Raw genomic sequence first — 22,201 nt, forward strand, 5'->3', positions numbered from 1 at the left:
CCAGCGGTTACCGGCCGGTTGGGCTGACATGCGGCCGTCATGGACGGTCCCGGTGGGCCGCCTGGCCTACGACGGCGGCCCGGCACGTGGGTGCCGGGCCGCCGTGATGCGCGGGACGGGTTGGGTCAGGCGAAGGCGGCAAGCCTGGAGTTTTTCCGGCCAAACAGGGCCCTGTCCAGGGAAACGCGCCCCGGCCCGGTGAGGGCGAGGGTGAAGGCGGCCGCGGCCAGCAGCAGGACCAGCTCGTAGCCGCCGTTGGCAGCAAAAACGCCGGCTGATGCGTGCACCAGGAACAGAGCACCCAGCATGTCGATCACCAGCAATGCTGCCACCACGCGGGTCAGGATGCCCAGAATCAGGGCGATGCCGCCCGCAAGTTCGAGGACTGCGACGGCGGGAGCGGCGATCTCAGCTGCGGGGACACCCATCTTGCCGAAGGATGCCTGCGTGCCGGCGATGGTCCATTCATTGAATTTCTGCCAGCCGTGGGCGGCGAAGATGAAGCCCAGGACAATGCGCAGGGCGGTAATGGCCGTGGTGGTGAGATGTGACTGGTTCATGCTTCGAGTCTTCCGGATCATTTGTTGAAGTGTCAATAAAATTGACCCCGATGTGGGTTTTGTCATGCTTCCGCGACATCTCTGCCTCCCCGTTAAGCTGGCACCGTGCCTCAACCTGTCCTGCCCGCAACCACCCGTCCCGAACGAAGCCGTTCCCGCCAGATCCTGCACCTGGCGGTCCCTGCCTTCGGCGCATTGGTTGCGGAGCCACTGTTCCTGCTTGCCGATTCCGCGATTGTGGGCCACCTTGGGGTGGCGCAGCTGGCGGGCGTCGGCCTTGCCTCGGCAGTGCTGCACACCGCAGTCGGCCTGATGGTTTTCCTGGCCTACTCCACCACGCCCGCTGTGGCGCGCGCCGTGGGGGACGGCCGGCTGGGAAAGGCCCTGACTGCCGGGCGGGATGGCGTCTGGCTCGCCCTGCTGCTGGGCCTGGTGTTGGCCGCGGCAGGTTTCCTGTTCGCGGAACCCCTGGTGGGCCTGCTGGGCGCGGAAGGTGCCGTGCGGCAGTATGCGGTGGATTATCTGCGCTGGTCCATGCCGGGGCTGGTGGCCATGCTGCTGGTCTTTGCCGGAACGGGAGTGCTGCGCGGCCTGCAGGACACAAAAACTCCGCTGGTGGTGGCCACTGCAGGCTTCGCGCTGAACATCGTCCTTAACCTTTGGCTGGTGTACGGACTGGGGTGGTCCGTGGCCGGCTCAGCCGCCGGAACCAGCGTGGCCCAGTGGGCCATGGCTGCCGTCTACGTGGTGATGGTGGGACGGAATGCCCGCCGGCACGGCGTGGGCCTCCTCCCGACGTGGCAGGGTATCCGGGCCCTGGCCCGGGTGGGATCGTGGCTGATGCTGCGGACCCTGAGCCTGCGCGTTGCGATCCTGGCCACCGTGCTGGTGGTCACCGCCCAGGGGGCCGTGAACCTGGCGGCCCACCAACTGGCAATGACGATCTTCTCCTTCCTGGCCTTTGCCCTGGATGCCCTGGCCATCGCGGCGCAGGCCCTGATCGGCAAGGAACTGGGCGCCGGCAACCCGCGGGAGGCCCGCCAGCTGACCCGGACCATGACACGGTGGGGGATTGGCTTCGGCGTGCTCACGGGAGCCCTGCTGGCCCTCGCGGCACCCTGGCTGGGGGCCCTGTTCACGCCCGACCCCGAGGTGGGCGCCGTCCTTGCAACGGCGCTGTGGGTCCTGGCGGCAGGCCAGCCCCTTGCCGGCTACGTGTTTGTGCTGGACGGTGTCCTGATCGGCGCCGGCGATGCCCGCTACCTGGCCCTGGCAGGACTGGCAAACCTCGCCGTCTACGCGCCGCTGCTCGTGTGGGTTGCCGGCACCGGCCTGCAGGGCGCCGCGGGCCTCGGGTGGCTCTGGGCAGCCTTCGCCCTGACCTACATGGCTGCCCGGGCCGTGACGCTGGGCCTGCGTGCCCGGTCCGACCGGTGGATGGTCCTCGGTTCGGCGTAGCACCGCCCGCCACTAAACTGGACCGGTGAGCCAATCCATGACCCCCGCCGGAACCGCCCCCGAAACCAGCCCCCGGCCCGATCTCTGGCGCCCGGTCCTGGTGCGCGCGGCGGCGGCCCTGGCCTTCGGCGCCATCACCATTTTCTGGCCGGCGCCGTCCATTGAAGTCATGGGCTGGGCCGGCGGCCTCTACCTGCTGGCCACCGGGCTGGTGCTGCTGCGCGGCATCCCCGCCACGGGATGGGAGCGCACGTCCGGTCCGGGCAAGCTCCTGTCCGGCGCCGGATCTGTGCTGGCGGGCGCGGGCTTTGCGGTGCTCCTCCTGCACGGCGACACCCTGTTCGCTGTGATCGCAGCCCTGGGGCTGGGAGCCGCCGGTGCCCTGGAACTTGCGTGCGGGCTGCAGTACAGGGGCCGGCACGTCCTGGCCCGGGACTGGATTGCGTCCGGCGTGATCGGGCTGGGAACCGCGGCCGCCCTCCCGTTCTTCGCCGGCCTGGGCGCCCACGCCCTGCTGGGGGTTGCCGGCGGCGGCGCCATCATTTCCGGGGTGCTCTGGGTCCTGTCGGGCCTGACGCTCCGGCACGATGCCCGCAGCGGGGCCGGCAACCCGTAAACTGGTTACGCACGGTTCTACTTCCTGTAGAAATATGCCGGGCACACCATCGAAGCATTAACACCAGGCCGGCCGGCGCGCCGCCTGCAGGGAGGAATCATCGTGGCAGACCAGCATCCAGGCAAACCGCGCAAGCTGCGGACCTCGGTGAAAGGGCCGCTGATGTTTTCCGCGTTCTGGGCGGTAGTGGCCTTTGGCGCAGTGCTGATCTTCGCCTCCGGCGGCAGCGCCCGCGCGCCCCGTTTCGACCTCGCGTTCACCGCCGCGGGAATCGCCTTCATCGTCACCCTGGTCATCGCCGCCATGTTGTCCATGAGCCATAAGGACAACGCCGAACACCTGGGCAAGGGCTCGGGCGTCAACCTCAGCTCCGCGGGAAACCAGGGCCACGGATTCGGCGGCCAAAAATCCGGTGGCCAGGCCCCGGCTGCCGGTGACGGCGCCGACGGCACCCCCGGCACCTGACCGCCGGCACGCCGGCCCCTAGCCGTTGGTCCGGCCGGCGGCTTTCCGGATCAACCGGTCGCTGCCTGCCGTGCCCGGTACGCCGCCACGTGCGCCCGGTTTGCGCAGTTTCCGGTATCGCAGTACCGCTTTGACCTGTTGCGGCTGAGGTCAAGCACGGCCGCATCGCAGTCCGCGGCCTCGCAGGCGCGCAGCCGGTCCATCTCCTTGCTGCGGATGACGTCAGCCAGCGCCATGGCCGCCTCCGTGCTCATCCGGTCCGCCAGCGGCGCGGCCGGCAGGGTGGCGTGCAGGTGCCAGTCCCAACCATCATGCTTCACCAGCTGCGGCAAAGCCCGGGCTTCCCGGAGCAGCCGGTTCACCGTCGTCACGGCCGCGTCTTCACCGGCCGTCCAAAGCGCCGCAAGCTCACCGCGGAGAGCGTGGACGCTGGCCAGTTCCCGGGCGTCCCGGACCCGGGATCCGGTGAAACCCTCGGCTGCGAGGAATTTATCCAGGTCCTGCAGCGTGGTCAGGCCTTCCCTGCCATTCGCTGCGGAGTTAACAAGGTTGACCACGGTGCGCAGGGCCACCTCAGTGTCAGGGGCAAAAACCATCTTGACTCCTTACGTGGGGCAAGCGTACTGTCATGACCATCACCTCACTTTACTCCTGACAGAAGGCATTGGTGCCTGCCGTGAAACAAACCCACCGCCGCGGACCGGCCGGCGCCTTCCTGGCGCCGGGCCTCGGCATTGCCCTCTTTTCCTCCGCCGTGTTCGGCATCTCCGGCGCCTTTGCCAAGGCCCTGCTCGAAACCGGCTGGACCCCCGGCGCCGCGGTGACCGCCCGGCTGACCGGTGCCGCGCTGATCCTTGCCGTCCCGGCCATTCCGGCCCTCCGCGGCCGGTGGCACCAGCTGCGCAGCAACTGGCTCACCATCGTGCTGTTTGGCCTGGTGGGCGTGGCAGCCTGCCAGCTGTTCTACTTCAACGCCGTGGCCAGGCTGTCAGTGGGCGTCGCCCTCCTGCTCGAGTACCTGGCGCCGGTGCTGATTGTGCTCTGGCTGTGGGCGGCCAGCCGGAAAACGCCGCGCGCCCTGACCTTTGGCGGCACGCTGCTCGCCCTGGCCGGCCTGGTGCTGGTCCTGGACCTGACCGGCGCTGTCAAGGTGGACGTGGTGGGCGTGCTGTGGGGCATCGCCGCAGCTGTCTGCCTCGCCATCTATTTTGTGATCACGGCCAAGGAAAACGACACCCTGCCGCCCATCGTCCTGGCGTCCGGCGGGCTGATGGTGGGTGCTGCGGTGATGTGGCTGGCGGCCGCTACCGGCCTGCTGCCCATGGCGTTCAGCACCGCTGACACCAAGCTGGGACCCTGGCTGGCGCCGTGGTGGGTTTCGCTGGCCGGCCTGGTGCTGCTGGCCACCGTGCTGGCGTACGTCTCGGGCATCATGGCGGCCAGGGCGCTGGGCTCCAAAGTGGCATCGTTTGTGTCGCTGACCGAGGTCCTCTTCGCCGTGGCCTGGGCCTGGCTGCTGCTGGGTGAACTGCCGGGTGCCATCCAGCTCCTGGGCGGTGTCCTGATTGTGGGCGGCGTGGTCCTGGTGCGGCTTGACGAACTCCGCGCCGCAGCGAAAACCGGTGCGCCGCCGGCCGCGGATGCACCTGCGGGGGCCCGTCCGCTGGACCATGCGAACGACGTCGAACCCGTCCCGTAACCCAGGCCTGTCCGCAGGTGGAACCGGGGCGGGGTTAAACCGGACAGGGTCCGGACACCCCATGGTGTCCGGACCCTGCCGCGGCAAGCCTGCTGAACCGTCAGGGTCAGTTGGAGGCCCGATCCTGCTCTTCGGCGTTCTTGGTAGCCTTCGTGCCGGCTTCCTTCAGCGCTTCCGCAACCTTGGTGAGAAGGGCGGAGTGCGTGCCGGACCATTCGTTGCGGAACTTCTGGGCGTCCGGACCTTCCCAGTTCGTGCTGCTCAGGACCTTGGTGAGAGTGGTCTTCTGCGTCTCGATCTCCGCTGCACCCGACTGAAGCTTGCTGCCCAGCTGACGAAGTTCCTGGACGTCTGCACCCCAAATAGCCATCAGTTTCTCCTTGTGTAGTGTGGATCCGGCTTGAACCGGTCTCCCCAGTGGCCCCCGGCTCATCCGGAAGATCCATTGGTTCAAACCTACCCCGGCCCGGAAAACAGTGTCGATGGGCACCCCTGCCCATGCTGGACTCCCCATGCGGGGACCCCGCGGAACGGGCGGCTGCCAAGGAAAAAGGGCTCGATCCCGGCTGGATCAGCGCCTAGCATGGGCGTATGTGCCGGAACATCCGAACCCTTCACAACTTCGAACCGCATGCCACCAGCGATGAGGTGCATGCCGCAGCGCTGCAGTATGTGCGGAAGATCAGCGGCAGCACCAAGCCGTCCAAGGCCAACCAGGAGGCCTTCGACGACGCCGTCCACGAGATTGCCCACACCACGGCACATCTGCTGGACGCCCTGGTCAGTGTCGCGCCTCCCAAGGACCGGGAGGTTGAAGCGGCCAAGGCAAGAGCCAGGTCCGCCGAGCGGTTTGGCGCCGCCTGAAGGACCACCGGGCCCCGGTTACCTGCCGAAGCGCCGCAGCCGCAGCGAGTTTGCCACCACCAGGACCGAGCTCGCCGCCATCGCGGCGCCGGCCAGCATCGGGTTGAGCAGGCCCAGGGCGGCCACCGGGATGCCCACCGCGTTGTAAAAGAAGGCCCAGAACAGGTTCGTTTTGATGGTGGCGAGGGTCCTGCGGGACAACTGGATGGCCTGCACCACCTGGGCCAGGTCGTTGCCCATCACCGTCAGGTCCGCTGCCTCGATGGCCACGTCCGTGCCCGAGCCCATGGCGATGCCGAGGTCCGCCTGTGCCAGTGCCGCGGCGTCGTTCACGCCGTCGCCCGCCATGGCCACCGTGGCGCCCGAGGCCTGGAGCGTCCGGACGGCCGCCACTTTCCCTTCCGGAGTGACCCCGGAAAACACGTCGGCAGGATCAATTCCGACGGCGGCAGCCACCTTCGCAGCCGCCGCGGCGTTGTCCCCGGTCAACAGGATGGGCCGCAGTCCGAGTTCCTTCAACGCGCCCACTGCGTCCGCTGAGCCTGCCTTGGGGGCATCCCGGAGGCTGATGATGCCGGCCGGTGCCCCGTCCACGGCCACCCAGACGGCGGTGGCACCCCCCGCTTCGGCAGCCGCCAACGCGGCTTTCCGGTCCGGGCCAAGGGCAAGTCCTGACTGTTCCAGCCAGCCGGTGCGGCCGGCGGCCACCAGCCTGTCTTCCACGGTTCCCAGCACTCCGCCGCCTGGCTCGGAACGGAACCCGTGGACGGGCGGCAAGGCGCCGCCGTCGTGCGTCTCCCGGCTCTTCCCGGCCGCGGCGATGGCCCTGGCCACTGGATGTTCCGACGCGGCCTCGACTGCCGCCGCCAGGCGCAGCACTTCGGCTTCCGTGAAGCCCGGCAGCGCCGTGGTGCCGTCCACAGACAGGATGCCGGTGGTGACGGTGCCGGTCTTGTCCAGCAGGATGGTGTCCACCGTCCGGGTGTCCTCCAGGACCTGCGGGCCCTTGATCAGGATGCCCAGTTGGGCGCCGCGTCCCGTTCCCGCCAGCAGGCCAACCGGTGTGGCCAGCCCCAGGGCACAGGGACACGCGATGACCAGCACGGCCACCGCAGCGGTAAACGCGGAACTCAGCTCGCCGGCGGAGATGGCCGGCCCGGCAGCCAGGAGCCAGAGCCCGAACGTGGCCACGGCAATGACCAGCACCACCGGTACGAACACGGCGCTGACGCGGTCGGCGAGGCGGGCGATGGGCGCCTTGCCGGTCTGGGCCTGGGAGACCAGCCGGGCCATCTGGGCCAGCGTGGTGGCTGACCCCACGCGGGTGGCCCGGACCAGCAGCCGGCCTGAGGTATTGATGGTGGCGCCGGTTACCCGGCTGCCCGGACCCACGTCCACCGGCATGGATTCGCCGGTGACCAGGGATGCGTCAACGGCCGATGTCCCCTCGGTGACCACGCCGTCCGTGGCTATTTTTTCGCCGGGGCGGACCACCAGCAGGTCATCCACCTGCAGCCGGTCAGCGGGGATCGACAGTTCGTTTCCCTCCCGCAGGATAGTGGCAGCCTTGGCGCCGAGGTTCAGGAGGGCCTGCAAGGCATCGCCCGCCTTCTGCTTGGCGTTGGCCTCCAGGAACCTGCCCAGGAGCAGGAAGGTGGTGACCACTGCCGCCACTTCGAAATAGAGCCCGCCGGCTGCCATGCCCTCCATTCCGGGGCTTTCGGTCATGCGGGGATCCGCCAGCAGCTGCCAGGCGGAGAACAGGTAGGCGGCAGCAACGCCGATGGACACCAGGGTGTCCATGGTGGAGGTCAGGTGCCTTGCGTTGATGGCTGCGGCCCGGTGGAAGGGCCACGCGGCCCAGGTCACCACGGGCAGGGCCAGGACGGCGGCGGCCCAGCCCCAATGCGGGAAGTGGAAGGCGGTCACCATGGAGATGAGGAAAACGGGGACCGTGAGGGCTGCGGAGACCATGAGGCGGGGGCGCAGCGATGCGGCGGAACCGCCGTGGGACATGTGGTCCCCGCCGGCAGCGTCCATCGCGTGGCTGTGGCCGTGGTCCGCGGCGGGCCGCACGGTGGCCGTGTAGCCGGCAGCGTTGACGGTGGCCACCAGCTGGTCATCGCTGATATGGGCAGGAACGCTCACGTGGGCGGATTCCAAAGGCAGGTTGACGGTGGCTGCCACGCCTTCGAGCTTGCCCAGCTTCCTTTCCACGCGGTTGACGCACGACGCGCAGGTCATGCCTGTGATGTCCAGGTCAACCGTGCGGTGGTCCGATGGGTGCAGGAGCCCGTGCTGGCTCATGTCCGCCTCCTTGGTCAGGGGATAAAAGGGTTCAGGCCTGGTTGGCGACGACAAGGTAGCCGGCCTCGGCCACTGCTTCACCGATGTCCGACGGCGGCAAGGCGCCGCTCGAGGTAATGGTGACCGTGGAGATGCCGCCGGCGTTGAGGTCTACGGCGACCGCTTCCACCCCGGCCAGGGACTCCAGTTCTTCGCTGACCGCCGAGACGCAGTGGCCGCAGGTCATGCCGGACACGCTGACGGTGGTGGTGATGGGTGAGGTGGTGCTCATGGCTGGCTCCTTGGGTTGTGGGTGGTGTTCGCAGGCTGGTGCTGCCTCAACGGATCAGGCGGCCGATGGCTTCCGTGGCTTCCTTGACCTTTGCATCGATGGCCCCGGCGCGCAGTTCCGGATCCGGCTCCGCGGCGGCGCCCACCACACAATGGCCGATATGTTCCTCTACCAGGCCCAGGCTCACGGCGTGCAGGGCCTTCGTGACTGCCGAGACCTGGGTGAGGATATCGATGCAGTACTTGTCCTCGTCCACCATGCGGGCGATGCCGCGGACCTGGCCCTCGATGCGCTTGAGCCGGCGGAGGTAGGCGTCCTTGTTGCCCGTGTAGCCGTGGACGGCGGGGGTGTGCTCCGGCGTCGGCTGTTCTGCAGTGTCCATACTGCCAACTTATACCCCCTTGGGGTATGGTGCAAGTACCCCTGGGGGGTATTCCAAGGACAGGCCTCATGATCTTGGCCGGGCACAAAAAAGCTCCGGAGTGCGTTATTGGGGGATACGCACTCCGGAGCAGCATTTGGGCAGGCCCGCGGTTCACTTGGGCTTGCGAAATTAAGCTTACTGGCTGGTAGGGCGGTCCGCCAGCACCGCGAATAAGTACTTTCGCTTTATTTTCCACACCACAAAAAAGCCGGCCAAACTGTTGTTGGAAAGAAAACCGTTGCGGCCCGCCGCCGCCGGTGGTTGCATGGAACGCATGGCAACCGCGGAGAGTTATGTCCTGGCGATCGGAACCAAAAAAGGGTTATGGCTGGCCACCAGCCCGGACCGGAGCAATTGGGCCTTTACCGGCCCGCATTTCCTGATGAGCGAGATCCCCAGCGTGGGGATCGACACGCGGGAAGGCCGGACGCGGATCATGGTGGGGGTGCGCAGCGAGCACTGGGGGCCCACCGTGGCACACTCCGACGATCTTGGCGCCACGTGGTCCGAGCCTGCGGAGGGCGCCATCACTTTTCCCGCTGACACCGGGGCGGCGGTGGAGCGGATCTGGCAGATCCATCCGGACGCAGAATCCCGGCCCGGGGTGGTGTGGGCGGGTGCCCAGCCCATCTCGGTCTGGAAATCAACGGACGGGGGAGAGCATTTCGAGCTGAACCGGGGCCTGTGGGACCACCCCCACCGCAGCGAGTGGGGCGCAGGCTACGGCGGCGCGGCGGCGCATTCAATCGTGGTGCAGCCAGGCGGTGACACCGTCCACATCGCCATGAGCACCGGCGGCGTCTACCGTTCCCTGGACGGGGGCTCCTCCTGGGAGCCGCGGAACCGCGGCATTTCTGCGGGCTTTATGCCGGACGCCGAACCGGAATTCGGCCAGTGTGTGCACAAGATTGCGGCGGACGCCGGGATCGAAGGCAGGCTGTACGCCCAGAACCACCATGGTGTGTACCGGACAGACGACAACGCCGACACCTGGACGTCCATCGCTGATGGGCTTCCCGCAGACTTCGGCTTTGTGATGCTGGCGCATCCGCGGCGGGAAGGGACCGCCTGGGTCATTCCGCTGAAGGCCGACGGCGAACGGATTCCGCCGGATGCCGAACTCGCGGTGCACCGGACGGATGACGCCGGTGCCACCTGGCTTAGATCCACCACCGGGCTGCCGGACCACGAATACAACAGCGTTCTGCGCGACGCCGCGGCAGTGGATAGCGCCGAACCGGCAGGCGTCTACTTCGGCACCCGTGGCGGCTCCGTCTACGCAAGCCCGGACGAGGGGGAAACCTTCACCGAGGTGGCTGCCCACCTGCCGGATGTCCTGTGCGTCCGGGCGGCAGTGGTGGCCGGTGCCTGACATCACTGTGGTGCTGCCCAGCGTGCTGCAGCCCCTGGCCGGCGGGCAGTCCGTTCTGACTGCGCCCGCTGACGCGGCGGTGACTGTTGGGAGCGTGCTGGATGCGGTGACGGCGGACTTTGCCATCCTGGCCCGCCGGTTGCGGGACGAAACGGGTGCCTTGCGCCGGTTCGTCAATGTTTATGTGGACGGCGACGAGGTCCGCCGCCTGCAGGGCCTGGCTACCGAGGTGGAGCCCGGCCAGGAAGTACTGGTCATCCAATCCGTGGCCGGCGGCTGAGGCGGAAGGGTCCAGCGCCGTGCGGGCAGTCCATACTGACTGCGCCCGCACTGCCGTGCCCGGTCCGGCTCAGGCCACCCGCCAGATGCTGCACTCGTCAGCGTTGATGGCCTTCCGCAGGCCGGTAAGCCGGTCGACGATCCAGATGACGCCGATGCCCGGCGCGGTCTCCTGGACACTGCCGCGGCGGATGACCACGTCGTCGTAGGAAGGGCCCACAGAGAGCCTGGCTTCAATTTCATCACCGCGGTGGAGCTGGTCCAGGGCGCGGACTCTGGTTACATTCGGCGTCGCTTTCGTCAACATGGGGGCCTCCTGGCGCTGGGACGGGCCCTTGCCCGCAGTTCCAGTGTGGCCCTGCAATGTTGCGCGCCGGTTTCACCGCCGTTAGCTGCCGGTTAGTTCTGCGCGCCGGCGCTGTTTCCGGCGGCCCCTACTCCGTGCCGGCCGCCCGGTAGCCGGCCAGGAACGTGGCGATCCTGCCCACGGCCTCCTCGATGTCCAGGACGGAGGGCAGGATGACGAACCGGAAATGGTCCGGCGCAGGCCAGTTGAAGGCCGTGCCGTGGGAAACCAGGATTTTCTGGTCCCGGAGCAGGTCCAGGACAAACTGCTCGTCGCTGGCGATAGGGTAGAGGTCCGGGTCCAGGCGCGGGAAAAGGTACATGGCCCCCGCCGCCGGGACGCAGGTGACACCGGGGATGGCGGTCAGCAACTGGTAGGCGAGATCCCGCTGTTCCCGGAGCCTTCCGCCGGGCCGGACCAGCGCCTCGATGCTTTGGTAGCCGCCCAGGCAGGTCTGGATGGCGTGCTGGGCGGGAACGTTCGGGCATAGGCGCAGTGAGGCGAGGAGCTCCAGGCCTTCGCGGTAACTGGCGGTCGCGGCCAACGGGCCGGTGATGGCCACCCAGCCGGCGCGGTAGCCGGGCATCCGGTAGGCCTTGGACAGGCCGCTGAACGTCAGGCAGCAGACATCCTCCGCGACGGCCGCTGTATGGATGTGCTCGGCGCCGGCGTAGAGCACCTTTTCGTAGATTTCGTCCGAAAAGAGGACCAGGTTGTGCTTCCGGGCCAGCGACGCGAACTGCTCAAGGATGTGGCGGGGGTAGACGGCGCCCGTGGGGTTGTTGGGGTTGATGATCACAATCCCCTTGGTCCGGCTGGTGATTTTCGCCTCGACATCGGCCAGGTCCGGCCACCAGTTGTCCGCTTCCTCGCAGAGGTAGTGCACCGGCTTGCCGCCCGTCAAGGTCACGGCGGCGGTCCACAGCGGATAATCGGGCGCCGGGACCAGGATTTCGTCGCCGTTTTCCATAAACGCCTGCAGGCACATGGAGATGAGCTCACTGACGCCGTTGCCAATGAAGATGTCTTCCACGCCGATCTGCATCAGGCCGCGGGTCTGGTAGTACTGCGAGATGGCGGTACGGGCGGAGAAGATTCCCTTGGAGTCGCTGTAGCCCTGCGCGCCCCGGAGGTGGTGGATCATGTCCACCACCACGGACTCGGGGGCTTCCATGCCGAACGGGGCAGTGTCGCCCAGGTTCATCTTGAGGATCCGGTGCCCCTCCGCCTCCATGGTTTTGGCTGCCTGGAGAATGGGGCCCCGCAACTCGTACCGGACGTTCTGAAGTTTGCTGGAGTGTTGCATGGCGCGCATGGTTGATCATTTCACAGCCGCCGCCCCACCGCCCGTGATGACCCGTCGGCAGCCCCGAGGATCATGTGTTAGCGATCACAAAAAACTATTGACGATGGTTAGAATAAGCACTAGCGTAAGGGTCTGCCGGCTATCCGGGGGACACCCGCGCCAGCCCAGGCTCTTGGTACACAGTTTCCGGCAATGACCGCCGGGCCATCTGAAGGGAAAGCAATGAAGCTTCTTGAAACCACCGTCTCGCGCCGCAACGTCCTGGCCGGCCTGGGCGCCTCAGCCCTGGGCATCATCACCCTCACGGGCTGCGGCGGGTCCGGCACCGCCTCCTCATCCGGCGGCAAGGACTTCGTGATGACCGTCTGGGGCGGGGACCCGGACAAGGCCGCATACCAGGCCCGGCTGGACCTCGCCAAGGCCAAATACCCCGACTACAACATCACGCTCCAGCTGATTCCGAACAAGGACTACGCCCAGAAGGTCCAGACCATGATCTCCGGCGGCACCGGCCCGGACATCATGCAGGTCGCGGAAGACGCCAACGCCTACAGCTCAAAGAACCAGCTGCTGGCCCTGGACGATCTGATCGGCAAGTCCGCCCTGGACCTCTCCGCGACCTTCGGGCCCGTGGCGGAGAACTGGAAGTACAAGGACAAGACCTACGCCATCCCGGACCGCGCCGGAGCCATGATCATGTATTACAACACCGCCGAATTCGAGAAGAAGGGCATCCCGGCACCCACGGCGGACTGGACCTGGGACGACCTGCTCTCGGCCGCCAAGGAACTCACTGGCGACGGCGTCTACGGCTACGGCGGCACCGAATGGTGGCCCATCTGGATGTCCTTCGCCTACCAGAACGGCGGACAGATCATCGATCCGGGCAGCGGCCGGCCCACCGTGAACACCCCTGAAGTCATCGAGGCGCTGCAGTTCTGCCAGGACCTGGTCTTTAAGCACAAGGTGGCCCCGTCCAAGGTTGACTACGCCAACATGGGCGCCGGCGTGGGCGGCGACGCCGCCTTCGCGTCGGGCAAGGTGATGATGAACAGCACTGGCTTCTGGAACATCGGCAGCCTGGCCAAACAAAAGACCATCAGCTGGGATGTGGCGCCCGTCTGGCGCGGCCAGGAGAAGGCCATCGCAGCCTTCGGTTCCGGCCTTGCCGTGTCCCGGAGCAGCAAAAACCCCGACGACGCCTTCAAGATCATTGAATTCATGACTTCTGCCGAGGGCCAGAAACCCATCATGGACCTGGGCCAGGACGTCCCCGCACGCCAGGACCTGCAAAGCAGCCAGGAGTTCCTCAAGCCGGCCTGGCTGGACGCCACCGTGGACATGCAGGTGTTCCCCGATTCCGCACCGTCCATCTTCAAACCCCCGTTCATCCCCGAGTGGAACGAAATGCAGAAGGCCATGACTGACGCGCTGTCCGACTTCTGGCTCGGCAAGTCCGATGCCAAGGCCAGCGCCGCTGACCTGCAGAAGCGGCTTGAGTCCATCGTAAAGGCCTAGGCGCGGCAGACGGCCATGTCAGTCCTGCAGAAGCCCACCTCCGCGCCGGCGCGGGAGGCGCCCAACCCCCGCAAGGCCCGCCCCAGCGCCATGCGCCGCAAGGAAGCCAGGTTCTTCTGGCTTTTCATCTCACCCTGGATCATCGGATTTGTGGTGTTCCTGCTCGGCCCCATGCTGGCCTCCATCTACCTGTCCTTCACGGACTGGGACTCCTTCACGGACCCCAACTGGGTGGGCGTTGCCAACTACGTCCGGCTCTTCACCGAAGACGAGATCTTCCATAAATCCCTCTGGAACACGTTCTATTTCGCGTTCTTCTCCGTGCCGCTGGGCATGGCCATCGCGCTGTTCCTGGCCGCGCTGCTGAACAAGCAGATGAAGGGGCGGAAGCTGTTCCGCACCCTGGTCTACCTGCCGCACCTGGTGCCGATCGTCGCCGTCGCCCTCATCTTCCAGATGGTGCTGGCACCCGATTCCGGCCCGCTCAACAGGTTCCTCGCCGTGTTCGGGATCGACGGTCCCGCCTGGCTCTTCGAGAGCGACTGGGTCAAGCCTGCGATCATCCTGCTGTCCCTGTGGCAGGCAGGCGGTGCCACCGTGCTGCTGCTGGCCGGTATGAAAGGCATCCCGCAGGAATTCTACGAAGCGGCAGAAATCGATGGCGCCTCCGGGATCCGCCAGTTCTGGAGCATCACCTTTCCGCAGCTGACCCCCATCATCTTCTTCAACCTGATCATGGGCATCATCGGTGCGTTCCAGGTGTTTGCGCAGGTCTACATCCTGACCCAGGGCGGGCCGGACAACGCCAGCCAGATGGTGGTCCCGCTGCTGTTCAACGAGGCCTTCCGGAACTACCGGATGGGCTACGCCTCCGCCATCTCCTGGGTGCTGTTCCTCATCGTCATGGCACTGACCGTCCTGGCCTTCGCCACCTCACGCAAGTGGGTCTTCTACGAAACCGAGGTCAAGAACTGATGGCCGCCCTCAAGGTCTACAAAAGTTCCGCCTTCACCTACGGGTGGCTCACGGTGGCATCCGCCATCTTCTTCGCACCGCTGGTGTTTGTGGTCTCCATCGCCCTCAGCAGCGACCAGACGGTGGCATCCGGCAGCTTCTCACTGATCCCCACAGAATTCCAGTGGGACAACTTCGTGCGGATTTTCCAGACCCAGCAGCCGGTGGGCAACTTTGTGCTGAACTCCGTCATCATCTCGGTGTTCGCCACCGTGGGGCAGGTGTTCTCCTCCGCGCTGGTGGGCTACGCCTTCGCCCGGCTCCGTGCCAAGGGTAAAAACATCACCTTCATGATTGTGTTGGCCACCATGATGATCCCTGCCCAGATCACCATGATCCCGCAGTTCATCCTGTTCAAGGAGCTCGGCTGGATCAACACGTTCCTGCCGCTGATCATCCCCAACTTCTTCGGCAACGCCTACAACATTTTCCTGATCCGGCAGTTTGTTTCCAGGCTGCCCCTGGAAATGGATGAGGCTGCCATGGTGGATGGGCTGGGCTACTTCGGCATCTTCCGCCGGATTGTGCTGCCCATGATGACCCCGGTCCTGATGGCCATCGCCATCTTCACCCTGACCTTCACCTGGGGCGACTTCATGGGCCCACTGATCTACATCAACGACGACACCAAGATGCCGCTGGCGCTGGGCGTCCAGCTGCTCACCAGCACCAGCCAGGAACTGCAGACACCGCCGTGGAACCTGGTCATGGTGGGCACCGTGTTCCTGTCCCTGCCCATGATCATCATCTACTACTTCGGCCAGAAATACATGTACGAAATGAACATCACCACCGGCAGCGCAGGGGTGAAATGATGCAGGATTCCGACGGCGGCAGCGTCCGCCTCGAGGACGGCCGGCTGCTGATCGACGGCGGCCCCGAGGTATTGCTGTGCTCCTCGCTGTTCTACTTCCGGCTTCCTCCGGAGCAGTGGCGCGAACGCCTCCGGCTGGTCCGCGCATCAGGGTACCGCGCCGTGGACGTCTACTTTCCCTGGAACTTCCACGAGCTCCGGCCCGGCACGTTCGACTTCACCGGCGCCAGGGACATCGCGCGGTTCCTGGACCTCGCCGCCGAGGAGGACCTGTTGGTGATGGCCCGCCCCGGCCCGTACATCTGCTCCGAGGTGGACGGCGGAGGACTGCCGGCCTGGCTGGGGCTGGATCCCGAACTCCGGGTCCGGCAGAACGAGCCGCGCTTCCTGTCCCAGGCGCTGGCCTGGTACCGGGAGGTACTGCCCCTGATCGCCGAACGCCAGCACGGCAACGGCGGCAGCGTGGTCCTGGTCCAGGTGGAGAACGAACTGGATTTCTTCGACTGCGAGGACCGGACCGGCTACGTGGAAGTCCTCGCGGACGCGGCCAGGGCTGCCGGGATCACGGTTCCCATCATTGCCTGCGCCGGCCAGGGCGACCTTGCCGGCGCCACCGGCAACGCCCGGGGTGTGGTGCCGGCCGCAAACTTCTACCCGGACGACGCCTCCCCTGACGTTGAGGCCGAGGTGCTGGCGTACCAGCAGGAACTGGCCGCCCAGGGGATCCCGCTGCTTATCACGGAAACCAACCGGCTCCACCTGACACTGCGCCGCGGACTCCTCTCGGGTGCCCGCCTGCTGGCCCCCTACCTGCAAAGCTCGGGTTGGAATTTCGACCTGAACCCGTCCGCCGGAAACTGGGGAAACCCCGGCAACTTCATGACCCACAGCTACGACTTCGGCGGCTACGTGGCAGCCGACGGCGCCACCCGGCCGGAGTACGCCGAAGGCCAGCGGCTGGCGGCGGTGATCGGTGCGCTGGGCGTCCGGCTGGCAGGCGCGGCGCCCGTCCTGGCCGCGCCGCTGGAACTGGTGCCCGACTTCGCCACGTCCAGCGTCCGGCCCGTGCTGGCGCTCGACGGCGGCGGGTTCCTGGCCGGGCTGCCCAACCTGTCCGGCACGGACGGGATGCTGCAGCTCAAGACCGATGCCGGGGCCACCGCCACGGCCCTGGTTCCCGCCGGCCACTGCCCGCTGCTCCTGGCCGGCCTGCCGCTGGCAGGCTGGGGCGTGCCGGCCGTGCTGGAACTGGCCACGGCCGAACTGACGGCCAGCGCCGCTGCCCCCGGCGTCCTGAACCTCACGTTTGCGCCCGCCCCGGGCGCGGTGCTGGTGCTCTCGACGGACCGGGACACCACAGTGCTGTCCGGCACCGCCGGCCACAGCGGCAGCTTCCTCATCGTGGACGTGGCGGCGGGTCCCGGCGAGGTGGCGTTCGACGACGGCACCCGGCTGGCGTGGTCAACGTCCGCGGCACCCACGACGGGCGCCGTGGCCAGCCCGGGTGCCGGCGTCGCGCTTTCCACCGGACGCACCCTTGCTGCCCGGCCCTTCACCGGGATTCCGGCAACCCGGCACGCCGCGGCGCCGCCACTGGAGGAAGTCGGTGTGTATGCCGGCCGGGCCCGGTACCGGGCCGCTGTTCCCGCAGGCTGCCGCCGGCTTCTTATCCACGGGGCCGCCGACATCGTGGACTTTTCCCACCACAGCACTCCGGCCGGCGGATCAGTGCCCCTGGGCACCAGGATTCCCTACGGCGCCGGCATGGATGTGGACCTGCCCGCCGCCGGCGGCGAGGTGGTGGCCGACGTCGAAATCTGGGGCCACGCAAATTTCGACGACGTCCGGCTGCCCGCGCTGGCCCTCGGCTCGCTGCGCGGGGTAGGGACCGTCCTGGCCGTCATCGCCGCCACGGACGTCTCCGGGCTGTGGCGGGTCCACGGCCCGGACCAATGGGCCGCACCCGGCGGCGCCGTCCGCAGGTTCGGCGGCTGGAGCAGCACACGGCTGGGCGCCGGCATCGAATACCGCAAAACCATTCCGGCTCCCCGGCAGGGGGAGGCGTGGCTGCACTTTGCCGGGCTGGCCGCTCCCGTGCAGGTGCGGGTGGACGGCGGTCCTTCCGTGGCCGTTCCCGCCGAAAACCCCTACCTGCCCCTGCCGGCCGGTGCGGACAGCTGGGACGTGGCGGTCAGCCTGACCCATGACCCGTCGGCCCCGTCCGTGGCCGTGACGCTGCTGTCGGGAACGCCGCTGCGGGACTGGGACGTGCAGGCACTGCCGCAACAGCACCTGGACGCCCTGGCGCTTGCCGCCGGGACCGCGGCGGTTGAATCCGCGGCGGAACCGCTGCCGGTGGTTGTCCGCCCCGGCCAGCCAGTTTGGCTGGTCCCGGACACTGCAGCGCTGCAGCCGGGACACGGGTATTTCCTGGCAGCGGCCGGGTCAGGCCTGATGGCCAGCGTGTGGCTCGACGGGCAGCGGCTGGGGCGGTTCTTCCCCGGCGGGCAGGAGTCCGGCAGTGACCTGGAGCTCCGCGGCGGCGACCCCGGCGTGATCTGGTTCCCGGCCCCTATGATAAAACCGGACGCCAGGCTGACGCTCCTGCTCGAATGCCGGGGCACCGCGGCCGGCACCCTCGACTCCCTGCTGTGCCGTCCGGCCGCCAGCTGATCCGCACCAACAACGAAAACACACCAATGCCGAAAAGAACGTCCAGGGACATCCGCAATGAAAGCCGCTTCGCGCTGCTCCGCGGCCTCTATGCCCTCCGCACCGCCACCCGCCAGGAGTTGGCCTCCGCCACGGGACTGAGCTTCGCCACCATCTCCAGCATTGTGGGCGAGCTGATCGAGGCCGGGGTGCTGGTGGAGGCCGGACGCGAGGACTCCGGCGGCGGCCGGCCCGTGACCCGGCTGAAGATATCCCCCGAACGCGGCACCCTGGTGGGGGTGGACATCGCGGAAACGTACATCCACGTGGACATCTACGACCTCTCCCTGTGTGTAATCGGCAAGGCCGAAAGTGCCCTGGGCATCGAGGAAAACGAACCGGCGGCCCTGGTCCGCCGGGTGGCAGGGGTCATCAACCAGGCCGCCGCAGACGCCGGAATCGCCCGCAGCTCGCTGGTGCGCGTCGGCGTCAGCCTCCCGGGCCAGGTGGATCCCCAGCGGGGGGTGTCCGTCTTCGCCCCGAACTGGGACTGGCACGAGGTCAACATCCAGGCCCTGCTCAGCAACGCGATCGGGCTGCCGGTGGACGTTGACAACCCGCTGCGGGCGATCGCCCTGTCCGAGCTCTGGTTCGGCGCCGGCCGCCTGGTGGCCAACATCGCTGCCGTGAACCTGGGCACCGGTGTGGGCGCCGGCCTTGCCCTGGACGGTGAGCTGGTCCGGGGCGCCAGCAACACCGCCGGGGAATGGGGCCACACCACCCTCATGTTTGGCGGCCGGCTCTGCCGGTGCGGCCGGCACGGCTGTGTGGAGGCGTACCTGGGGGTGCCCGGCCTGCAGCAGACCATGGCGGAAATCAACGCAGGCCACCCCCTCCTCACGGCGGACCGGCAGCGGGAATTCGTCCTCGCCGTCGCCAAAGGCTTGGCCGCCGGCGACCCCGACTGCACCGAACTGCTGGACGTCACGGGCCAGTACTTCGCCGCCGCCCTGGGTAACCTCATCAACTTCATCAACCCGGACCACGTCAGCATCCTGGGCTGGACCGCGGCCAACATCGGCCCCGAACTGCTCCAGGCCACGGAGAAACACCTGGCCCGGGAGATGCTGCCCAGCGCCGGGGGCGTGGTGCGTGTGGGACTGTCCACCGTCGTCGGCAACGCCGTCACCCTGGGCATGGCAACCCTGGCGCTTGAGGGATTCCTTGAGCAGGCAGGAGTGCCCAGCCGCGGCGCCTTGCCCCGCGCCGGCGCCGCACTGCCGGCCGATCCCCGGCCGCACCAAACCCGCGGGCCGCAGCCCGCCAAAACCACTTAAGAAGGAGCACCCCGGATGGGACATTTCGAGATCGGCACCGAGGATTTCCTGCTGGACGGCGCACCGTTCCGCATCCTCTCCGGCGCCATCCACTACTTCCGGGTCCACCCCGACCAGTGGGCGGACCGGATCCACAAGGCCCGGCTGATGGGCCTGAACACCATCGAGACCTACGTGCCCTGGAACGAGCACTCGCCGGAACCCGGCACGTTCCTGACCAACGGGGGCCTGGACCTGGCCCGGTTCCTGGATCTGGTCCAGGCGGAGGGGATGCAGGCCATTGTCCGGCCGGGGCCGTACATCTGCGCCGAGTGGGACAACGGCGGCCTGCCCGCCTGGCTGTTCACGGACCCGTCCATCGGCGTCCGCAGCAGCGAACCAGGCTTCCTGGCCGCCGTGGATGGGTTCCTGGCCGGCCTGCTGCCCATCGTCGTCGAACGCCAGGTCAGCCGGGGCGGGCCGGTCATCCTGCTGCAGATCGAAAACGAGTACGGCGCCTACGGCAGCGACAAGGCCTACCTGCAGCACCTCGTCGATTTCGCGCTGAATGCCGGCGTTGACGTGCCGCTGTTTACCTGCGACCAGCCCTTCGGCAGCATGATCGAGGACGGCTCGCTGCCGTTCCTGCACAAAACCGGGACGTTCGGGTCCCGGACGGCGGAGCGGCTGGCCTTCCTCCGGGAACGGCAGCCAACCGGACCGCTGATGTGCGCAGAATTTTGGAACGGCTGGTTTGATAATTGGGGCACCCACCACCACACCACCGACGCTGCCGCCTCCGCCGCCGAACTCGATGCCCTGCTCAGCGCCGGCGCCTCCGTAAACGTCTACATGTTCCACGGCGGCACAAACTTCGGCTTCACCAATGGCGCCAACGACAAGGGCATCTACGAGCCCACCATCACCTCCTACGACTACGACGCCCCGCTCAGCGAGGACGGCTACCCCACGGACAAATACTTCGCCTTCCGGGACGTGATCGCCAAACACTTCCCCGTCCCGGAGGAGATGCCCTCCCGACGGCGCCCTGCCGCCGAAACGGAGGTGGCCGTGACCTCGGCCGCCGGTTTGCTTGGCTCCCTGGACCTGCTGGGCGGGCCCCGCACCCTGGCCGGGCCGGCGCCCACCACCGAGGACGCCAGGCAGTACCGGGGCTTCACGCTCTACAGCACGGAGGTGGACCGCGGCGGCGTGCTGACCGTTGCGGAAGTCCGGGACCGTGCCCAGTTTTTCCTGGCCGGCGCACCCGTGGGTGTCCTCAGCCGCGAACTGGGGGAACGGGCCATCACCATCCCCTCCGGCGGGCTGCTCCAGGTCCTGGTGGAGGACCAGGGCCGGGTGAATTACGGCCGGCGGATCGGCGAATTCAAGGGCCTGATGGCGCCCGTGAAGCTCAATGGCGGCGAACTGCTGGACTGGGACATCCAGGCGGTGGACGTTGGAAAGCTGGGCAGCCTGCGCCCGGCGGCGACGGACCTTGCTGCGGCCGCCGGTGTGCCGGGGCCGTCCGTTGCGTTTGCGGACTTCGAGGTGGACGAGCCGGGCGACCGCTACCTGCGGCTGGACGGCTGGACCAAGGGAAACGCATTCGTCAACGGCTTCAACCTGGGCCGCTACTGGAGCAGGGGGCCGCAGCGGACCCTCTACGTTCCGGGTCCGCTGCTGACGCCGGGACGCAACGAACTGGCCATCCTGGAACTGCACGGCAGCACCACCCGGACCGTGCAGTTCGTCGCGGCACCGGACCTGGGCCCGGACGAAAAGTAGCCCCGCGCCCCGCGGCGGGTTCCGCCCGCCGCGGTCCGGGGACAGAATGGGGTCCATGGAACTTCCCGTGATGCCGCCCGTGCCGCCCATGCTCGCCAAAGCCGTCAGCGGCATCCCGGAAGGGGAACTGAGCTACGAACCCAAATGGGACGGGTTCCGGTCCATCATCTTCCGCGACGGGGACGACCTGGAGATCGGCAGCCGGAACGAAAAGCCCCTGACCCGCTACTTTCCGGAACTGGTGGCCGCGCTGAAGGAAAACCTGCCGCCGCGGTGCGTGGTGGACGGCGAAATCGTCCTGGTCGGCGCCGCCGGGGACCGGCTCGACTTTGATGCCCTGCAACAGCGCATCCACCCCGCCGCGAGCCGGGTTAACCTCCTGGCGGGGGAGACCCCGGCGTCGTTTGTGGCCTTCGACCTGCTGGCCCTCGGCGACGACGACTTCACCGGCCGGCCGTTCGCCGAGCGCCGGGCGGCGCTGGAGCAGGCACTCGCCGGCAGCCGCGCCCCGGTCCACCTCACGGCCGCCACCACGGACAAGGACACGGCAGGGACCTGGTTCCGGCAGTTTGAAGGGGCAGGGCTGGACGGGATCGTGGCCAAGCCGCTGGCCGGAACCTACCAGCCGGACAAACGCGTGATGTTCAAGATCAAGCACGAACGCACTGCGGACTGCGTGGTGGCCGGCTACCGGGTGCACAAGAGCGGCCCGGACGCCATCGGATCATTGCTGCTGGGCCTGTACAAGGACGACGGCGGGCTGGCGAGCGTGGGTGTGATCGGCGCCTTCCCGATGAAGCGGCGCCAGGAGCTGTTTGCTGAGCTGCAGCCTTTGGTCACGGATTTCGAAGCGCATCCATGGGCGTGGGCCCGGCAGGAAGAAGGGGAGCGGACGCCCCGCAAGGCGGAAGGCAGCCGGTGGAGCGGGGGCAAGGACCTCTCCTTTGTGCCGCTCCGGCCGGAACTGGTGGTGGAAGTGCGCTATGACCACATGGAGGGGGAGAGGTTCCGGCACACGGCACAGTTCTCCCGCTGGCGGCCGGACCGTGATCCCGCCTCCTGCACCTATGCCCAGCTGGAGGAACCCGTCAGCTTCGACCTGGCCGCGGTGCTGGCGACGGGGCGGCCGTAG

Annotated in this window: 22 protein-coding genes; 14 read left to right on the forward strand and 8 right to left on the reverse strand. The window is 67.7% G+C overall.

Annotated features, from left to right (window positions below; genetic code table 11):
• Positions 1–125: 125 nt before the first annotated feature.
• The gene (locus ACU18_RS01700; RefSeq protein ID WP_050683805.1) at positions 126–560 is read right to left on the reverse strand and encodes a DoxX family protein; all 435 of its coding nucleotides are present in this window, start codon (positions 558–560) and stop codon (positions 126–128) included.
• Between the two features lie 105 nt (positions 561–665).
• On the opposite strand from ACU18_RS01700, the gene ACU18_RS01705 reads away from it, so the two are divergent.
• The 3 genes from ACU18_RS01705 (at position 666) to ACU18_RS01715 (ending at position 3,099) form a co-directional block, all read left to right on the forward strand.
• Positions 666–2,018: an MATE family efflux transporter gene (locus tag ACU18_RS01705; protein WP_082178122.1), complete on the forward strand. Its 1,353-nt coding sequence runs from the start codon at positions 666–668 to the stop codon at positions 2,016–2,018.
• Positions 2,019–2,043: 25 nt separating this feature from the next.
• Positions 2,044–2,634, forward strand: a complete 591-nt coding sequence (locus ACU18_RS01710; protein ID WP_197273491.1) for a hypothetical protein — start codon at positions 2,044–2,046, stop codon at positions 2,632–2,634.
• Positions 2,635–2,736: 102 nt separating this feature from the next.
• Positions 2,737–3,099, forward strand: coding sequence for a hypothetical protein (locus ACU18_RS01715; RefSeq protein WP_050683807.1), 363 nt, complete (start codon positions 2,737–2,739; stop codon positions 3,097–3,099).
• Between the two features lie 50 nt (positions 3,100–3,149).
• Here ACU18_RS01715 and ACU18_RS01720 read toward each other — a convergent pair whose 3' ends face one another.
• Entirely contained in the window at positions 3,150–3,695 is a 546-nt protein-coding gene (locus ACU18_RS01720) for a CGNR zinc finger domain-containing protein (RefSeq protein WP_050683808.1), read from the reverse strand.
• An 80-nt stretch (positions 3,696–3,775) separates the two neighbouring features.
• Here ACU18_RS01720 and ACU18_RS01725 point away from each other — a divergent pair, with 80 nt between their 5' ends.
• The gene (locus tag ACU18_RS01725) at positions 3,776–4,798 is read left to right on the forward strand and encodes an EamA family transporter (RefSeq protein WP_050683835.1); all 1,023 of its coding nucleotides are present in this window, start codon (positions 3,776–3,778) and stop codon (positions 4,796–4,798) included.
• A 106-nt stretch (positions 4,799–4,904) separates the two neighbouring features.
• On the opposite strand, the gene ACU18_RS01730 is transcribed toward ACU18_RS01725, so the two are convergent.
• Positions 4,905–5,168 (reverse strand): WXG100 family type VII secretion target, encoded by a 264-nt coding sequence (locus ACU18_RS01730; protein ID WP_050683809.1) that lies wholly within the window; start codon positions 5,166–5,168, stop codon positions 4,905–4,907.
• Between the two features lie 221 nt (positions 5,169–5,389).
• On the opposite strand from ACU18_RS01730, the gene ACU18_RS01735 reads away from it, so the two are divergent.
• Positions 5,390–5,662 (forward strand): DUF2277 domain-containing protein, encoded by a 273-nt coding sequence (locus tag ACU18_RS01735; RefSeq protein ID WP_050683810.1) that lies wholly within the window; start codon positions 5,390–5,392, stop codon positions 5,660–5,662.
• 18 nt (positions 5,663–5,680) lie between these two features.
• Here the strand turns inward: ACU18_RS01735 and ACU18_RS01740 are convergent, their stop codons facing one another.
• The 3 genes from ACU18_RS01740 to ACU18_RS01750 are packed head-to-tail and all read right to left on the reverse strand — an operon-like array spanning position 5,681 to position 8,622.
• Positions 5,681–7,969: a heavy metal translocating P-type ATPase gene (locus ACU18_RS01740; RefSeq protein ID WP_050683811.1), complete on the reverse strand. Its 2,289-nt coding sequence runs from the start codon at positions 7,967–7,969 to the stop codon at positions 5,681–5,683.
• Positions 7,970–8,000: 31 nt separating this feature from the next.
• Positions 8,001–8,240, reverse strand: coding sequence for a heavy-metal-associated domain-containing protein (locus tag ACU18_RS01745; RefSeq protein WP_050683812.1), 240 nt, complete (start codon positions 8,238–8,240; stop codon positions 8,001–8,003).
• Positions 8,241–8,286: 46 nt separating this feature from the next.
• Positions 8,287–8,622, reverse strand: coding sequence for a metal-sensitive transcriptional regulator (locus ACU18_RS01750; protein ID WP_050683813.1), 336 nt, complete (start codon positions 8,620–8,622; stop codon positions 8,287–8,289).
• Positions 8,623–8,929: 307 nt separating this feature from the next.
• Here ACU18_RS01750 and ACU18_RS01755 point away from each other — a divergent pair, with 307 nt between their 5' ends.
• Positions 8,930–10,036, forward strand: coding sequence for a WD40/YVTN/BNR-like repeat-containing protein (locus ACU18_RS01755; RefSeq protein WP_050683814.1), 1,107 nt, complete (start codon positions 8,930–8,932; stop codon positions 10,034–10,036).
• Positions 10,029–10,316, forward strand: coding sequence for a MoaD/ThiS family protein (locus ACU18_RS01760; RefSeq protein WP_050683815.1), 288 nt, complete (start codon positions 10,029–10,031; stop codon positions 10,314–10,316). The genes ACU18_RS01755 and ACU18_RS01760 overlap by 8 nt, the downstream gene beginning before the upstream one ends.
• A 69-nt stretch (positions 10,317–10,385) precedes the next feature.
• On the opposite strand, the gene ACU18_RS01765 is transcribed toward ACU18_RS01760, so the two are convergent.
• Both ACU18_RS01765 and ACU18_RS01770 read right to left on the reverse strand, forming a co-directional pair.
• Entirely contained in the window at positions 10,386–10,622 is a 237-nt protein-coding gene (locus ACU18_RS01765; protein ID WP_050683816.1) for a hypothetical protein, read from the reverse strand.
• A gap of 127 nt (positions 10,623–10,749) precedes the next feature.
• Positions 10,750–11,976, reverse strand: coding sequence for a pyridoxal phosphate-dependent aminotransferase (locus ACU18_RS01770; RefSeq protein ID WP_050683817.1), 1,227 nt, complete (start codon positions 11,974–11,976; stop codon positions 10,750–10,752).
• Positions 11,977–12,189: 213 nt separating this feature from the next.
• Between ACU18_RS01770 and ACU18_RS01775 the strand changes: the two genes are divergently transcribed.
• Genes ACU18_RS01775 through ACU18_RS01805 form a run of 7 tightly spaced genes read left to right on the forward strand, consistent with a single transcriptional unit; the run spans position 12,190 to position 22,201 of the window.
• On the forward strand, positions 12,190–13,485 hold the full coding sequence (locus tag ACU18_RS01775) for an ABC transporter substrate-binding protein (RefSeq protein WP_050683818.1): 1,296 nt from the start codon (positions 12,190–12,192) through the stop codon (positions 13,483–13,485).
• A 15-nt stretch (positions 13,486–13,500) separates the two neighbouring features.
• The gene (locus ACU18_RS01780; RefSeq protein WP_082178123.1) at positions 13,501–14,460 is read left to right on the forward strand and encodes a carbohydrate ABC transporter permease; all 960 of its coding nucleotides are present in this window, start codon (positions 13,501–13,503) and stop codon (positions 14,458–14,460) included.
• Positions 14,460–15,314 carry a carbohydrate ABC transporter permease gene (locus tag ACU18_RS01785; RefSeq protein WP_050683819.1) on the forward strand — a complete coding sequence of 285 codons (855 nt, stop codon included), beginning with the start codon at positions 14,460–14,462 and terminating at the stop codon, positions 15,312–15,314. The genes ACU18_RS01780 and ACU18_RS01785 overlap by 1 nt, the downstream gene beginning before the upstream one ends.
• Complete coding sequence (locus ACU18_RS01790; RefSeq protein ID WP_082178124.1) at positions 15,311–17,986, forward strand: beta-galactosidase; 2,676 nt, start codon at positions 15,311–15,313, stop codon at positions 17,984–17,986. The genes ACU18_RS01785 and ACU18_RS01790 overlap by 4 nt, the downstream gene beginning before the upstream one ends.
• A gap of 26 nt (positions 17,987–18,012) precedes the next feature.
• Positions 18,013–19,302, forward strand: a complete 1,290-nt coding sequence (locus ACU18_RS01795) for an ROK family transcriptional regulator (protein WP_082178126.1) — start codon at positions 18,013–18,015, stop codon at positions 19,300–19,302.
• A 15-nt stretch (positions 19,303–19,317) separates the two neighbouring features.
• The gene (locus ACU18_RS01800) at positions 19,318–21,069 is read left to right on the forward strand and encodes a glycoside hydrolase family 35 protein (protein WP_050683821.1); all 1,752 of its coding nucleotides are present in this window, start codon (positions 19,318–19,320) and stop codon (positions 21,067–21,069) included.
• A gap of 55 nt (positions 21,070–21,124) precedes the next feature.
• Entirely contained in the window at positions 21,125–22,201 is a 1,077-nt protein-coding gene (locus tag ACU18_RS01805) for an ATP-dependent DNA ligase (protein WP_050683822.1), read from the forward strand.

This window comes from Arthrobacter sp. ZBG10 (genome assembly GCF_001238605.1).
Taxonomy (GTDB): Bacteria; Actinomycetota; Actinomycetes; order Actinomycetales; family Micrococcaceae; genus Arthrobacter.

Excerpts from the sequence above, each read along its gene's own strand:
- ACU18_RS01700 (WP_050683805.1), bottom strand. The coding sequence starts at position 560 with ATGAACCAGTCACATCTCACCACCACGGCCATTACCGCCCTGCGCATT.
- ACU18_RS01720 (WP_050683808.1), bottom strand. The coding sequence starts at position 3,695 with ATGGTTTTTGCCCCTGACACTGAGGTGGCCCTGCGCACCGTGGTCAAC.
- ACU18_RS01730 (WP_050683809.1), bottom strand. The coding sequence starts at position 5,168 with ATGGCTATTTGGGGTGCAGACGTCCAGGAACTTCGTCAGCTGGGCAGC.
- ACU18_RS01735 (WP_050683810.1), top strand. The coding sequence starts at position 5,390 with ATGTGCCGGAACATCCGAACCCTTCACAACTTCGAACCGCATGCCACC.
- ACU18_RS01740 (WP_050683811.1), bottom strand. The coding sequence starts at position 7,969 with ATGAGCCAGCACGGGCTCCTGCACCCATCGGACCACCGCACGGTTGAC.
- ACU18_RS01745 (WP_050683812.1), bottom strand. The coding sequence starts at position 8,240 with ATGAGCACCACCTCACCCATCACCACCACCGTCAGCGTGTCCGGCATG.
- ACU18_RS01750 (WP_050683813.1), bottom strand. The coding sequence starts at position 8,622 with ATGGACACTGCAGAACAGCCGACGCCGGAGCACACCCCCGCCGTCCAC.
- ACU18_RS01755 (WP_050683814.1), top strand. The coding sequence starts at position 8,930 with ATGGAACGCATGGCAACCGCGGAGAGTTATGTCCTGGCGATCGGAACC.
- ACU18_RS01765 (WP_050683816.1), bottom strand. The coding sequence starts at position 10,622 with ATGTTGACGAAAGCGACGCCGAATGTAACCAGAGTCCGCGCCCTGGAC.
- ACU18_RS01770 (WP_050683817.1), bottom strand. The coding sequence starts at position 11,976 with ATGCGCGCCATGCAACACTCCAGCAAACTTCAGAACGTCCGGTACGAG.
- ACU18_RS01775 (WP_050683818.1), top strand. The coding sequence starts at position 12,190 with ATGAAGCTTCTTGAAACCACCGTCTCGCGCCGCAACGTCCTGGCCGGC.
- ACU18_RS01780 (WP_082178123.1), top strand. The coding sequence starts at position 13,501 with ATGTCAGTCCTGCAGAAGCCCACCTCCGCGCCGGCGCGGGAGGCGCCC.
- ACU18_RS01785 (WP_050683819.1), top strand. The coding sequence starts at position 14,460 with ATGGCCGCCCTCAAGGTCTACAAAAGTTCCGCCTTCACCTACGGGTGG.
- ACU18_RS01790 (WP_082178124.1), top strand. The coding sequence starts at position 15,311 with ATGATGCAGGATTCCGACGGCGGCAGCGTCCGCCTCGAGGACGGCCGG.
- ACU18_RS01795 (WP_082178126.1), top strand. The coding sequence starts at position 18,013 with ATGCCGAAAAGAACGTCCAGGGACATCCGCAATGAAAGCCGCTTCGCG.
- ACU18_RS01800 (WP_050683821.1), top strand. The coding sequence starts at position 19,318 with ATGGGACATTTCGAGATCGGCACCGAGGATTTCCTGCTGGACGGCGCA.
- ACU18_RS01805 (WP_050683822.1), top strand. The coding sequence starts at position 21,125 with ATGGAACTTCCCGTGATGCCGCCCGTGCCGCCCATGCTCGCCAAAGCC.